The organism is Streptomyces thermoviolaceus (assembly GCF_045209695.1).
Lineage (GTDB): Bacteria > Actinomycetota > Actinomycetes > Streptomycetales > Streptomycetaceae > Streptomyces > Streptomyces thermoviolaceus.
In genome coordinates, this window is the sequence record NZ_CP109280.1 from 470,317 (window position 1) to 484,120 (window position 13,804).

Annotated in this window: 11 protein-coding genes; 8 read left to right on the forward strand and 3 right to left on the reverse strand. The window is 73.7% G+C overall.

The window, feature by feature from the left end:
• Window positions 1-33: 33 nt before the first annotated feature.
• The 4 genes from OG899_RS02140 (at window position 34) to OG899_RS02155 (ending at window position 3,897) form a co-directional block, all read left to right on the forward strand.
• The gene (locus OG899_RS02140; RefSeq protein ID WP_168130943.1) at window positions 34-1,014 is read left to right on the forward strand and encodes an aldo/keto reductase; all 981 of its coding nucleotides are present in this window, start codon (window positions 34-36) and stop codon (window positions 1,012-1,014) included.
• Window positions 1,015-1,037: 23 nt separating this feature from the next.
• A complete protein-coding gene (locus tag OG899_RS02145) occupies window positions 1,038-1,682 on the forward strand; it encodes an NAD(P)H-binding protein (RefSeq protein WP_125498996.1) in 645 nt (214 codons plus the stop codon).
• Between the two features lie 227 nt (window positions 1,683-1,909).
• The gene (locus tag OG899_RS02150) at window positions 1,910-2,575 is read left to right on the forward strand and encodes a response regulator transcription factor (RefSeq protein WP_168131023.1); all 666 of its coding nucleotides are present in this window, start codon (window positions 1,910-1,912) and stop codon (window positions 2,573-2,575) included.
• Window positions 2,572-3,897, forward strand: a complete 1,326-nt coding sequence (locus OG899_RS02155) for a sensor histidine kinase KdpD (RefSeq protein ID WP_229813778.1) — start codon at window positions 2,572-2,574, stop codon at window positions 3,895-3,897. The genes OG899_RS02150 and OG899_RS02155 overlap by 4 nt, the downstream gene beginning before the upstream one ends.
• On the opposite strand, the gene hutH is transcribed toward OG899_RS02155, so the two are convergent.
• Complete coding sequence (gene hutH, locus OG899_RS02160) at window positions 3,803-5,314, reverse strand: histidine ammonia-lyase (protein ID WP_168130942.1); 1,512 nt, start codon at window positions 5,312-5,314, stop codon at window positions 3,803-3,805. The genes OG899_RS02155 and hutH overlap by 95 nt on opposite strands.
• A gap of 62 nt (window positions 5,315-5,376) precedes the next feature.
• Here hutH and OG899_RS02165 point away from each other — a divergent pair, with 62 nt between their 5' ends.
• The 4 genes from OG899_RS02165 to OG899_RS02180 are packed head-to-tail and all read left to right on the forward strand — an operon-like array spanning window position 5,377 to window position 10,647.
• The gene (locus OG899_RS02165) at window positions 5,377-6,951 is read left to right on the forward strand and encodes an FAD-dependent oxidoreductase (RefSeq protein WP_168130941.1); all 1,575 of its coding nucleotides are present in this window, start codon (window positions 5,377-5,379) and stop codon (window positions 6,949-6,951) included.
• Complete coding sequence (locus tag OG899_RS02170) at window positions 6,948-8,021, forward strand: alpha-hydroxy acid oxidase (RefSeq protein WP_168130940.1); 1,074 nt, start codon at window positions 6,948-6,950, stop codon at window positions 8,019-8,021. Before OG899_RS02165 ends, OG899_RS02170 begins: the two co-directional genes overlap by 4 nt.
• Window positions 8,015-9,382 carry a cytochrome P450 gene (locus tag OG899_RS02175; protein WP_168130939.1) on the forward strand — a complete coding sequence of 456 codons (1,368 nt, stop codon included), beginning with the start codon at window positions 8,015-8,017 and terminating at the stop codon, window positions 9,380-9,382. Before OG899_RS02170 ends, OG899_RS02175 begins: the two co-directional genes overlap by 7 nt.
• Window positions 9,379-10,647 carry a cation:proton antiporter gene (locus OG899_RS02180; RefSeq protein ID WP_168130938.1) on the forward strand — a complete coding sequence of 423 codons (1,269 nt, stop codon included), beginning with the start codon at window positions 9,379-9,381 and terminating at the stop codon, window positions 10,645-10,647. Before OG899_RS02175 ends, OG899_RS02180 begins: the two co-directional genes overlap by 4 nt.
• An 81-nt stretch (window positions 10,648-10,728) precedes the next feature.
• On the opposite strand, the gene OG899_RS02185 is transcribed toward OG899_RS02180, so the two are convergent.
• Together OG899_RS02185 and OG899_RS02190 are read right to left on the reverse strand one after the other, a co-directional pair.
• Complete coding sequence (locus tag OG899_RS02185; RefSeq protein ID WP_168130937.1) at window positions 10,729-12,180, reverse strand: class I adenylate-forming enzyme family protein; 1,452 nt, start codon at window positions 12,178-12,180, stop codon at window positions 10,729-10,731.
• On the reverse strand, window positions 12,173-13,717 hold the full coding sequence (locus OG899_RS02190; protein ID WP_168130936.1) for an NAD(P)-binding domain-containing protein: 1,545 nt from the start codon (window positions 13,715-13,717) through the stop codon (window positions 12,173-12,175). The genes OG899_RS02185 and OG899_RS02190 overlap by 8 nt, the downstream gene beginning before the upstream one ends.
• Window positions 13,718-13,804: the final 87 nt, after the last annotated feature.

Sequence of the window (13,804 nt, forward strand, 5' to 3'; positions counted from 1 at the left end):
CGGGATCATCCGCACAGGAACACGGGAGAGCACATGGAACGCCGATTCCTCGCCGGTCTGGAGGTGTCCGCACTCGGCCTCGGCTGCATGGGCATGAGCGACCACTACGGTGTGCCTGACGACCGGGAGTCCCTGGCCACGATCCGGCGTGCCCTGGACAGCGGCGTGACGTTGCTGGACACCGCCGACATGTACGGCCCGTTCACCAACGAACGCCTCGTCGGGAAGGCCGTGGCCGGCCGCCGGCACGAGGTCGTCATCGCCACCAAGTTCGGTATCGAACGACTGCCGGACGGCACGGTCAAGGGCGTCAACGGCCGCCCCGAGTACGTGCGGGCCGCCTGTGACGCCTCGCTGCTCCGGCTGGGCGTCGACCACATCGACCTGTACTACCAGCACCGGGTCGACCCGACGGTGCCCGTGGAGGAGACCTGGGGCGCTCTGTCCGAACTGGTCGCGGCCGGCAAGGTGCGGCATCTCGGTATCTCCGAGGCGGCGCCCGGCACAGTGCGCCGGGCGCACACCGTCCACCCGGTCACCGCGGGACAGTACGAGTACTCGCTGTTCACCCGCGACATCGAGGACTCGCTGCTGCCCACCCTGCGGGAACTCGGCATCGGGCTGGTGGCCTACAGCCCGATGGGCCGGGGTCTGCTCACCGGCCGCATCACGGACACCACAGCGCTGCCGTCCCATGACGTACGGCACCTGTCCCCGCGGTTCAGCCGCAAGAACCTGGACAGAAATCTCCGGCTCGTGGACGCACTGCGCGGGCTGGCCGCCGGCCTCGGGGTGACGGCCGCCCAGCTGGCTCTGGCGTGGCTGCTGGCCCGAGGCAGCGACATCGTCCCGATCCCCGGCACCAAGCGGCGCACCTACCTCGACGAGAACCTCGGCGCGCTGACGGTGGGCCTGACGGCCGATCAGCTGGCCGTGATCGAGGCGGCCGTACCGGCCGCGGTCGTGGCGGGTGAACGGTACGACCCGCCCCGTATGGCCACCGTCGGCATCTGACAACCCACAACCAGGAGAGGCACATGCACATCACCGTTTTGGGAGCCACCGGCAACACCGGCCGGCGTGTCGTCAGGCAGCTGCTGGAGGAGGGGCACACGGTCCGCGCGGCGGTGCGTGATGCCGCGCGGGCGGAGAAGCTGCTGGGCGAGGGCGTCGCGATCGCCGCCGTGGACCTCGCGGCGCCCGGCGCCGCCCTGGGCGACGCGTTCGCCGGCACGGATGCCGTGATCAACACGGCGGCCACCCGCAGCATGGACCGGAGGCAGGCCGAGCTCATCGACCACCAGGGCATCGTCGCCGCCGTCGACGCGGCGGTGGCCGCCGGGGTGCGGCGCTGGGTGCAGCTGTCGATGTGGGGCACCGCCGACCCCAGCCGGCTGCCCGGGTACCTGCGCGCCACCGGCCACGCCAAGCTCGCCGCGGACACGCATCTGGAGAAGTCGGAGCTGGAGTGGACGATCGTCCGGCCGCCCTGGCTGAACGACAGTGCCCCCGCGGGCCGCGTCACCGTGGGCGACGAGGTCGAGGAGGGGTCGCTGAGCCGTGAGGACCTGGCGACCGTGCTGGTCTCCTCACTGCGGCATCCGGCCACCGTCCGCCGCGCCTTCGAGGTGACCGGCGGCGGCCGTCCGATCGCCGACGCCCTGGACTCACTGGGCTCCTGACCCCGCTCCCCGGCCCCGGGTGTGCCTCGGCAGCATCACGTCACGAGGCGCACTCGGGGTCGGCGGCTCCTCACGGACAGGTGTGCCCTGGCCTGATCCCGTCGGTCCGCGGCCGTCTCGGCACAGCCCCTGCCCTGAGCGGCTCCGGTTCCGGAACTCCCGCATGCCGCAGAGGCGTTGACAGGCGCGAGAAACGCGGCGAGGGAGGCACAGTGACGCAGGAGCACATGCGGGATCCCTGGCGGTTACTGCTGGTGGAGGACGACCGGGAGCTGGTCGGGATGCTCAGCGAGGTCCTGCGGGACGAGGGGTACGCGGTGGACGTCGCGACCGACGGGCAGCGGGGACTGCACCTCGGGCTCACCCGCACGTACGACGTGCTCGTCATCGACCGGCGGCTGCCCGTGCTGGACGGTCTGGATCTGCTGCGCCGGCTGCGGTCCCGTCCGGTGCGCTCACCCGTGCTGTTGCTGACCGGCATGGGCAGCGTGCCGGACCGGGTGGACGGGCTGGACGCGGGTGCCGACGACTATCTGGCCAAACCCTTCGACCTGGACGAACTCACCGCCCGGCTCCGGGCGTTGTGCCGACGCTCGCTGGACGTCAGCGAGGTGCTGCGGATCGGTTCCGGCCGGCTGGACGTATCGCGCCGGGAGGTGGTGCTCGAGGACGGCGAGCGTGTCTCCCTGGCCGCGCGGGAGTTCGAGCTGCTGTGGGCGCTGGCCACCCGGCCCGACGCGGTGTACTCGCGGGCGGAGCTGCGCCGTACGGTCTTCGACGAGGCGCACGCCCCGTCGATCGTCGACACGTATGTGTACTACCTGCGCCGCAAGCTCGGCCGCAAGGCGGTGCGGACGGTGCGCGGGGTCGGCTACCGGCTGGGGTCGCTGTGAGAGGGCCGCGCCGCAGCGAGGAGGAGCTGGTGGTGCGCCGGGCCCGGTGGCGGATCGTGTGGACCACCGGTGCCGTCATCACCCTGCTGATCGTGCTCGTCGGCGCCGTCGCCTACCTGGTGACGGCACGGGCGCAGGACGAGCAGGTGCGCCGCGAGGTGCGGTTCGGTGCCGCGCACGCGGACCTGTCGCGGCCGCCCGGGTGCATGTGGCTGTACGGGCCGGGTGCGCCCGTGCTGCCGAACGCGCCCGTCGGGTTCCCGTTGGAGGGCGATCTGCGGCGGGTGCGGTCGACCGGTGAGCCGGTGGAGCGTTCGGTGCGCCGCGGGGACACCACCTATCTGGTGCGCACGCAGGTGCGCGACAACGGGGACGTGGTGCAGGCCGTGTTCGATCTGCGGTTCCAGCTCGCCGACCGCGGTCACCTGCTGTCGGCGCTGGTGCTGGCCGAGGCGGTGGGGCTGGTCGCCACCGCCGTCACCGGTCTGGTGCTCGGGTACCGGGCGGTGGCTCCGCTGGCCGAGGCGCTGGCCCGGCAGCGGCGGTTCGTCGCCGACGCCAGCCACGAGCTGCGCACGCCGATCACCCAGCTGCACACCCGGGCGCAGGTGCTGGCGCGCCGGGCGGCGGCCGACGGGCTGCCGGCGGCGCACCGCGACGGTCTGCGCCTGCTGGTGACCTCCCTGGGCCGGCTCGGCGAGGTGCTGGACGATCTGCTGTCGTCGGCGGTGCTCGCGGCGGGTCCGGCGTGGCGGGCGAGACGACGGGTGGACCTGGTGGACCTGGTGCGGTCGGCGGCGGCCGAGGAGGAGGAGCGGGTCCGGGAGCGCGGGCTGACCGTCCGGGTGGACGGCCCGCCGTTCCCGCTGTGGGTCGACGGGGTCGCGTCCGCCTTGCGCCGGGCGGTCGGGGAACTGCTGGCGAACGCCATCGCGCACACCCCGCGCGGCGGGCGGATCGACCTGGTGCTGTCCCGTGCGGACGGCTCGGCGGTGCTGACGGTCGCGGACACCGGAAGCGGCTTCGCCCGCGGGGAGGCCGAGGGGCTGTTCCGCCGCTTCCACCGGGGCGGTGACGGCCGGTTCGGGCTGGGGCTGGCGCTGCTGCGGGAGGTCGTCACCGACCATGGCGGCACGGTGACGGCGGACGGGCGGCCGGGGCACGGGGCACGGTTCACCCTGCGGCTGCCGCTGAGCCCGCCGTCGGAGCAGGCCGCGAACGGTGCGTTCAGGGCAGTGCGCGGTCGGCGAGCAGTCGTGCCGCTGTCCGGACGTCTGCGTCCAGCGGCCGGTCCGGGTCGACCGGGTCGATGGCGGCGCTGAGGGCGTCGAGGAGGTCCGCGCAGCGGGGTGCGGTGGGCCGGCGGGCGCCGACGTGGACGGCCTGGCGCAGGCCGAGGGCGAGGGACCCGCACAGCAGGCCGAGCAGCTCGGCCATGTCGTGGGCGCGCAGGGCGGCCTGGGTGCCGAAGGGGACGACGTCCTGGTTGTGCAGGTTGGTCGGCAGGCTCTGCATGGCGGCGGGGGTCGCGTTGCGGCGGATCTCGGCGACGAAGGCGGTGGTCGCCAGCTGCACGCCCTGCAGGCCGTGCTGGACGCCGGGCCGGGTGGCGAGCAGGGGCGGCAGGCCACCGTTGCGGTGCGGGTCGACCAGCAGGTCGAGCTGGCGTTCGGCGAGGTTGCCGAGCTGGGCGGTGACACAGGCGAGCAGGTCGGCGGCGAACGCCGCGGGCTGCCCGAAGAAGTTGCCGCCGTGCACCACCTTCCCCTCGCCCGCCGTGCCGGGGAAGAACAGCGGGTTGTCGCTGATCTGGGCCAGGTCGGCGGCGACCACCGTGTCGACGTACCGCAACGCGTCCTCGGCGGCGCCGAGCAGCTGCGGGGAGCAGCGGATGCTGTACGGCTCCTGCAGCGGGCGTGTCCCGGACGGCTCGGTGCCCTCCAGCCACTGCCGCATGCGGGCGGCGGTGCCGCCGGCGCCGGGGTGGGCGTAGGCACGCATCAGGTCGGCGTCGAGGAAGCCGGTGTCGCAGCCGAGGAGGTCGGCGAGCAGGCAGGTCAGGGCGGTCAGGGAGCGGTGGGCGGTGCGGACGGCGTCGTGGGCGAGGGCGAGGGCCGCGGTGGTGACGGAGGTGCCGTTGACGAGGGCGAGGGCGTCGCGGCCGTCCAGGGCGAGGGGGCGCAGTCCGGTGGCGGCGAGGGCCTCGGCCGCGGGCATGCGGCGGCCGTCGGCGTAGGCGTGGCCGCGGCCGCGCAGCGCCTGGGTGGCGTAGGCGAGCGGGATGAGGTCGCCGCTGGCGCCGACGGAGCCGTAGCGGGGGACGGCGGGGGTGAACGTGGTGGCGAACATCTCCGCGAGCCGTTCGACGACGTCGGCACGGACCCCGGACACACCCTGGGCGAGGGACCGGGCACGTATCAGCAGGGCGGCGCGCACGACGCCGGGCGGCAGGTCGGGGCCCTGGCCGGCGCCGAGGTGGGCGAGGGTGTTGTCGCACTGGTCGGCCTCGTCGGCCCGCCCGGCGTAGCCGACGAGGGCGCCGAAACCGGTGGTGGCGCCGTAGATGGGCCGCTGCGGGCCGGTGCCGTCGCCGTCGCGCAGGGTGCGGAAGACGCGGTGCCCTTGCGCCAGCCGGGCGCGGGAGGCGTCGTCCACGGTGACGGTCAGCAGGCCGGCCGCGCGGCGCAGGACGGCGGGGTCGAGGGGGTCGGAGAGCGAGACGGTGTCCGTGGTCAGCACGTGTCTCACGGTAGGCGTGCAATCTCAGAGCGCTTTGAGATGTGCTGGCTAGGTTCCGGGCCATGGCCTACGACTACGTGATCATCGGAGCGGGGCCGGCGGGCCTTCAGCTCGCCGCCTTCCTGGAACGCGACGGTGCGGACTATGTGGTGCTGGAACGCGGCAGCACTCCGGGCACGTTCTTCACCCGGTTCCCCCGGCACCGCACCCTCATCTCGATCAACAAGGTGCACACGGGGTACGACGATCCGGAGCTGCGGCTGCGGATGGACTGGAACTCGCTGCTGAGCGACGATCCGGAGCTGCTGTTCACCCGGTACAGCCGGCGCTACTTCCCGCCGGCCGACGACATGGTCCGGTATCTGCGGGACTTCGCCGAACGCACCGGGGTGCGGGTGCGGTACGGCACGGAGGTGACACGTGTCTCGCGCGACGAGGGCGGGTTCACCGTGACCGACGCCTCCGGGGGGACCTGGCGGGCACGGCGCGTGGTGGTGGCGACGGGGGTGCCGCTGCCGAACCTGCCGGACATCCCCGGCATCGAACTGGCCGAACGCTACGACACGTTCGACACCGACCCGGAGTCCTTCACCGACCAGCGGGTGCTGGTGATCGGGCGGGGCAACTCCGCGTTCGAGACCGCCGACAGTCTGATGGAACACGCGGCCGTCATCCATCTCGTCGGCTCCGGTTCGCTGCGCCTGGCCTGGCAGACGCACTACGTGGGGCATCTGCGGGCGGTGAACAACAACTTCCTGGACACCTATCAGCTCAAGTCGCAGAACGCGCTGCTGGACGGGCGGGTGCTGGAGATCCGGCGGGACGGGGACGGCTTCCGTGTGCCGGTGGCCTTCGAACGGGCCGACGAGGTGGTGAAGGACCTGCGCTACGACCGGGTGATCGTCGCGACCGGGTTCCGGTTCGACGCGTCGGTGTTCGACGGCAGCTGCACGCCCGAGACCGTGGTCGACGGCCGGTTCCCCGCCGTGACTCCCGTCGGGGAGTCGGTGAACGTGCCGGAGCTGTACTTCGCCGGAACCTTGACGCAGGGCCGTGACTTCAAGAAGTCCACCACGGGTTTCGTGCACGGGTTCCGTTACACGGTCCGCGCCCTGCACCGGGAGCTGCGCCGGCGTCACCACGGCGAGCCGTGGCCGGTGGTGGAGCTGGGCGGGGACCTCGAGGCGGCGGTCGATCGCGTCATCACGCGGGTCAACCGGTCCTCGGCGCTGTGGCAGCAGTTCGCCGTCCTCGGGGACGTGCTGCTGCTCGCCCCGGACGGCACGATGCGCTATGCCGAGGAGGTCCCGGTCGCCCAGGTGCCGAAGGCGGTCCGCGCCGGGCATTTCGGCCCGGTGGCCGCGCATGCGGTGATCACCCTGGAGTACGGGGCCGACCACGACCGGGTGGACCCGTTCGACGTGGCGGCGGCCCGTCCCGCGCAGCAGGACGCCTCGGGGCTGGACAGCCGCTATCTGCATCCGGTGGTGCGCTGGTACCGCGACGGCCGGGAGACCGGCGAGCACCACCTGCGGGAGAACCTGGAGAACCAGTGGGACAGCGAGGACGTCCACCGGGCTCCGCTGCGCGCGTTCCTCGCCGACCGGTGCGGCCCGACGGCCGCGGTGGCGTCGTGACGGCGCTGCACACCCTGCGGGAGACGGCACGCCGGACCGTGGACCCGGTGTACTGGGACTTCGTGGCGGGCGGCGCCGGCGAGGAACGGGTCCTGGCCGACAACGAGCGCGCCTTCGACCGGTACGCGCTGCTGCCGCGGGTGCTGCGCGGCGCCGCGCGGCGGGACATACGTGTCGACCTGCCGGGTGCGCCCGCGGCGGGTCCGGTGCTGGTCGCGCCGACCGCGTTCCACCGGCTGATGCATCCGGACGGAGAGCGGGCCACGGCGCGGGCCGCGGCGGCGGAGGGCGCCGTCCTGGTGACGGGGACCGCCGCGACCGTCCCGGTCGGCGAGGTGGTCGCGGCGGCCCGTGAGATTGCGGCCGGTGCGGCGGTGTGGTTCCAGCTGACCCTGCATCCGCGCCGGGAGGTCACCGAGGCGCTGGTGCGACGCGCGGAGGACGCCGGGTGCACGGCGCTGGTGGTGACTGTGGACGCACCGGTGTTCGGGCGGCGTCCCCGGGATCTGCGCAACGGGTTCACGGATCTGCCGCCGGGCTACGCCGCGGAGAACATGCGGGACCTGCCCGGTGCCCCGCCGGGCGGCCTCACCGACATCCCCATGTCCCCGGCGATCTCCTGGCAGGACTTCGACGCGCTGCGGGCGGTGACCGCGCTGCCCGTGCTGGTGAAAGGGGTGCTGTACCCGGCGGACGCGTCGCTGGCCGTCGCGCACGGGGCGGCCGGTGTCGTCGTCTCCAACCACGGCGGCCGCCAGTGCGACACCGTGCCGGCCGCCGTGGACTGCCTGCCGGCCATCGCCGAGGCGGTGGCGGGCCGGGTGCCGGTGCTGCTCGACGGCGGGGTGCGCCGCGGCGGCGACGTGGCCGTGGCGCTCGCGCTGGGCGCGGCCGCGGTCGGGGTGGGCCGTCCCGTGCTGTGGGGGTTGGCCGCCGACGGCGAGGCCGGGGTGCGCCGGGTCCTGGCGGAGCTGCGCGACGACTACGCGCACACGCTGACGCTGTGCGGGGGTGCCCGTAACGCCGATCTGACACGGGACATGGTGGTCCGAAGGAGCGGAACATGGTGAGCGGCGCACGGGAAGCGGACACGTGGTGGCTGCCGCGCGCCGTGGTGGCGCTGCGGATGCGCATCTTCGAGAAGGTGAACGGCGACCGGGCGCTGACGCTGCCCAACGCGATGTGGGGGCGGGAGGTGTTCGAGCGGGTGTACGCCCATCCGGCCGCCGGCGGCCGCAGCGCCGGGGCGGGGCTGTCCGATCTGTTCTGGTACTGGCTGTCGCCGGGACCGGAGGTGCACCAGGAGCATCTGGAGGCCGGCCCGCGCTACGACGAGGTGGCCGCGACGACCCGGCGGATCCTCGCCGGGAGTTCGGCCGGTCTCGCGGCGGCGGCGACCCGCGCGGTCGCGGGCGTCCTGGACGCGCTGCCCGCGGACCGGATCAGCCTGGTGCGGCTGCGCGACCTGGTGATGCCGGCCTGGGCGGAGTTCTGCTACGGGCTGGTGTTCCGCGAGCCGTGCCCGCCGCACGTGCGGAGGCTGATCGTCGCGCATGCCAGGGACGTCATCGACGCCCTGAAGTGCACCTCGCTGCGTCATCCGCGGCGCAGGGCGCGGCTGACGGCCTATCTGCGCGAGCGGGTGACGGCCGGGGACGTGCCGCACCGGCTGCCGGCGTCGCTGTCGGTGCAGGAGCAGGTGTTCTATCTGCAGGGCACGTTCTTCAACACGGCCGTCGTGCAGCTCTCCGAGGCCACCGCGCACCTGCTGCTGGCCCTGGCCCGCCACCCGGAGGTGCAGCGGCGGGTCGCCCAGCACCCGGACGACGACCGGTATCTGAGCCACGTGCTGGACGAGACGATGCGTCTGTACCCGCTGTTCGGGATCGCGCACCGCATCACCACGGACGACATCCCGCTCGACGAGACCACCACGCTGCCGGCCGGATCGGTGGTGTGTTTCAGCTACCCGGACTACCACGCCGGCGGCTACGAGCGACCGGAGGTGTTCGACCCGGACCGCTGGGAGTCGCTGTCCGCCCGGGACGTCCCGCACATCCCGTTCGGGGTGGCGGCCAACCGCCCGTGCCCGGCGTGGCGGCTGTCGCCGCTGGTGCTGCGGGCCGCCGTGCGGGAGGTGCTGCGGCGCTTCCGGCTGGACTCGACGGTCTCGCACACCCGGTCCATCCCGCACCGGGCACCGTGTCTGCTGATCCCGCGCCGTCTGGAGCCCGGAGCGCGTCTGGCGCCGCTGCGCACCTTTCTGCGGGTGCGCGACGGTGTGGAGGACGTCACCCGGGGGGTGCGGCAGCTGGTGCTCGGCACGGTGATGGTGCTGCACGCCCGCCGGCAGCGACTCGCCACACGGTACTTCGCCCAGTTCCCGCCCGACCGGTGCCCGGTCGCCCACACCGCAGGAGGCCATGGATGACGCCCGCGGAACTGTCCCCCAGGTTCTTCCTCGCCGTGGTGGTGGTCCTGGCCGTCTGCCGGCTGGTGGTGATGCTGGTCCGGCGGCTGGGGCAGCCGCCCGTGGTCGGGGAGATGCTCGCGGGTGTGGTGCTGGGGCCGTCGGTGCTCGGCGCCCTGCTGCCGGACGTGGAGGCGGGTCTGTTCCCCCAGGAGGTGCGGCCAGTCCTGTACGTGGTCGGGCAGATCGGCCTCGTGGTGTTCATGTTCCACGTGGGCTGGGAGTTCCGGGTGGACCGGCTGCGGGGTGTGGCCCGGCCGGCCGGGCTGGTGTCCCTGGCCGGGATGCTGGTGCCGGTGGCGCTGGGGGCGGCGCTGATCGCCGCCGTCGGGCCGCGGACCGGCACCCTGGCGCCGGGTGTGTCGCTGCTGGTGTCGGCGCTGTTCGTGGGCGTGGCGCTGGCGGTGACGGCGTTCCCGATGCTCGCCCGGATCATCGCCGAACGGGGCCTGACCGGGACCCGGTTCGGGTCGCTGGCGCTCGGTGCGGGCGCGGTGGACGACGCGGCGGCGTGGATCCTGCTCGCGGGGGTGTTCAGCATCTCCGGGGGCAGCGCGGATCTGGTGACGCTGGCCGTGGCCGGCGCCCTGGGGCTCGTCGCGGTGCTGGCGGTGGTGACACGTCTGCGCGGCCGCACCGTGCGGCTCACCGACCGCGTGGCGCCCGAGAGCCTGCTGCCGGTGCTGCTCGGTGCGCTGTTCCTGGTGGCCTGGTACACCGACGAGATCGGGCTGTACGCGGTGTTCGGCGCGTTCAGTCTCGGGCTGGTCTTCCCGCGGTCGCAGCGGCTGGACCACGCGGTGGAGACGCTCAGGCCGGTCGGCACGGTGTTCCTGCCGCTGTTCTTCACCTACTCGGGACTGAACACCGACTTCGCCCTGCTGGGCTCCGGGCCGGTGCTGCTGCTCACCCTGGGCTGCGTGCTGGTGGCCGTGGTGGGGAAGTTCGGCGCGTGCTGGCTGGCCGCGCGGCTGACCGGGGAGCCGTCGGCGGTGGCGCTGCGGGTGGGGGCGCTGATGAACGCGCGGGGGCTGATGCAGCTCATCGCGCTGAATCTGGGCCTGGCGGCGGGCATCGTGACGCAGGCGCTGTTCAGCGCCCTGGTCGTGGTCGCCGTCGTCACCACCGTGATGACCGCGCCGCTGCTGGCGTGGCTGGACCGGCGGGAGCGGGCACGGGGCAGCCGCCCGCCCCGGCCGGCGGCGGTGCCGTCCCCGGCCGGGTGAACAGCCGCCGGAACACCGGCGGGCTCCGCCGGCGCACCAGGTGTGTGCCGGCGGAGCCCGTGACACGTGTGCGGCGAGCGGCTACCCCCTGGCCGCCAGGGCCCGTTTGTCGGGTTTCCCCGCGGGGGTGAGCGGCACCTCGTCGATCAGGGTGAGCCGGGCCGGGGCGGTGGCCTCGCCCAGCTCGGCCGCCACCAGGGCGCGCAGCTCCTGCAGACGCGGGGTGCGGCCCGGCCGGGGCACCACGTAGGCGTGGACGGCCTCGCCGGTCGTGTCGTCGGGGACGGCGACGACGTACGCCTCCGCCACCGCGGGGTGGGCGGCCAGCACCCGCTCGACGGGGCCGGCGTAGTGCACCTGGGCGTTGACGATGACGACGTCGCGGGCCCGCCCGGTCAGCCAGAGCCGGCCCTGGTCGTCGAGGTGGCCGATGTCCCGGGTGCGGACCCAGCCGTCGGTGAACACCTCGGCGCTCAGGGCGGGTTCGTTCCAGTAGCCGCAGCCCTGGGAGGGGGTGCGGACGAAGAGCTCGCCGTCCGTGCCCGGCGGCACCGGCCGCCCCTCCGCGTCGCGGACCTCCACGTCGACCGGGGGGACGCCCAGCGAGCCGGGTTCGTCGTACGGGGTGGCCATGGAGATCATGCCGGTCTCCGTCTGACCGTACCCGTGGAAGACGACCGGCCCGAGGACCTCGGCGGCCTCGCGCAGCCGGGCGGGGCCGATCGGCGAACCGGAGACCATCAGAGCGCGCAGCGAGCCCAGGTCCACGGGACGCTCCCGCACGCGTGCGACGAGCTTGTTCAGGCGGGCCACGGTGATGACGCTGCCGGTGGCCCGGTGACGCACCAGGCTGTCGGGGAAGGCCGGGTTCTCGGCGGTGACGAGGGTGCCGCCGGCGGCGAGGGCGAGCAGTCCGTACTCCATCACGACCTGGCTGGCCAGGGTGCCGAAGACGAGGAACCGCTCCAGGCGCGGGGCGAGTTCGCGGACGGCGGGCGGCCAGCGGTCGGGGTGGAGCGTCCAGGCCGCGGTCATCGCCGCGTAGGTCTGGGCGCACGCCTTGGGCCGTCCGGTGCTGCCGCTGGTGTGGATGAGCCGGGCGACGTCCTGCGGGCGGCCCGAGATCTGCGGGCGGCGGCCGTCGTCCTCGGCGGCGAGCAGGCCGTCGAGGGCCAGGACCGTGCCGCCGGGTGCGCCGGTGGCCGTGCCGTCGGGCCGGTCGGTGACACGGAAGGCGGTGCCGGCGAGCAGATGCCGGCGCTGGCCCTCCGTGAGTCCCGGCCGCAGCCCGACGACACGGGCACCCACCGCGTGGGCGGCGAGGACGGCGGCGAACGCCTCGGGGTGGACGCCGAGCAGCAGCGCGACCCCGTCGCCGGGGCGCACGCCGTGGCGGCGCAGGCCGCTGGTCACCCGCCGGACCTGCGCGAGCAGGTGGGCTCCGGTGACGACCCGGTCGCCGTGCTCGAAGACGGGGCGGTCGCCCGCCGCCTCGAGCAGGTCGAGCACGGCGCCGGGGAACTGCTCAGCCAAGGCAGGCCCTCACGAACGCGGCGAGCGGCCGGCGGTGGACGGACGGGATGTCCCAGTCGTTCTCCAGGTTCTCCGCCAGATGGTGGGTGCCGGCGAGGGCGCCGTCGCGGTAGTGGCGCACCACGGGGTGGAGGTAGACGGAGTCCTCGGCGTGTTCGGCGTCGTTCTCGCGGACGCGGGGCACGGTGACGTCGAACGGGTCGGCGTGGTCGTGGCCGGGGCCGTACTCCAGGTCGATGACGAACCGGTGGGCGGCGGGGCCGAGTCCGCCGTCGGTGACGTAGTCCAGGGGGACCTCCTCCTGGTACAGGGCGTGGTCGTCGTGGACGGTGACGACGTCGCCGAGGTAGCCGAACTGCTGCCACAGGCCGGAGGAGCGGTTGACGCGCTCGACGAGGGCATCGGCGACGGCCTCGGGATCGGCGGGCAGGGTGCGGGACGGCCAGGGCGTGGCGTGGTGGCGGGCGCCCAGGATGCGGTGCAGGGCGCGGGCGCCGTAGCGGAAGCCGTGGATGAAGCCGTTGGTGGAACGTTTGAAGTCGCGTTGCTGGGTGAGGGTGCCGGCGAAGTACAGGCCGGGGACGTTCACCGACTCGTAGGCGGAGGTCTGGGCGGGGAACCGGTCGTCGATGACGAGGTCGGGCCGGCAGTCGGCGTCGAACAGCGAGGCGTCGAAGCGGAATCCGGTGCACACCACGACCCGGTCGTAGTGGAGTTCGCGGAGCCGCTCGGTGGTGCGGGCGTAGCGGAACAGCACCCGGTAGCCGCCGCCGGCCCGCCGTTCGATGCGCTCGACGGTGCCGTCCAGGACGGCGTTCTGCGATTTGAGCTGGTAGCTGTCGAGGAAGTTGTTGTTCACCGCGCGCAGATGGCCCACGAAGTGGGTCGTCCAGGCCATCTTCACCGAGTGCGGTCCGGCGACGTGGATGACGGCGGCCTTCTCCATGAGGGAGTCCGCGGTCTCGAACGCGGAGTTGCCCTTGCCGAGGACGAGCACCCGCTGGTTGGTGAAGGAGGCGGGGTCGGTGTCGAAGTCGGCGTACTGCTCGGTGTGTTCGATGCCGGGGATGGCGGGGATGTTCGGCAGACCGAGGCCGGTGGCGACGACGAGACGCCGGGCGCGCCAGGTCCGGTCCGTGTCGTCGTGCACCGAGAAACCGTCGCCGTCGCGGCGGACGCGGGTGACCCGGACGCCGTACTCGGCGCGCACACCGCTGCGCCGGGCGAAGTCGCCGAGGTAGCGCACCAGGTCGTCGGCGTGGGGGAAGTACCGCTCGCTGTAGCGGGTGAAGAGCAGGTCGGGGTCGTCGGTGAGCAGGGAGTTCCAGTCCATGCGGAGGGCCAGCTCCGGGTCCTTGTACCCGGTGTTGACCTTGTTGATCGATATCAGCCGCCGGTGCCGGGGGAAGCGGGTGAAGAACGTTCCCGGTCCGCTCCCCCGCTCCAGGACGAGGTAGTCGCGTCCGTCGCGCTCGAGGAGAGCGGCGAGCTGCAGTCCGGCCGGTCCGGCTCCGATGATGAGGTAGTCGCGCACCATGGGGCGGACGTTAACGGCCGCGGATCAGAGGTCTTTGAGATTGCGGCCCCGGCATCGGTGTCCTGCGCGGGTGCGGGCGGGTGTGCT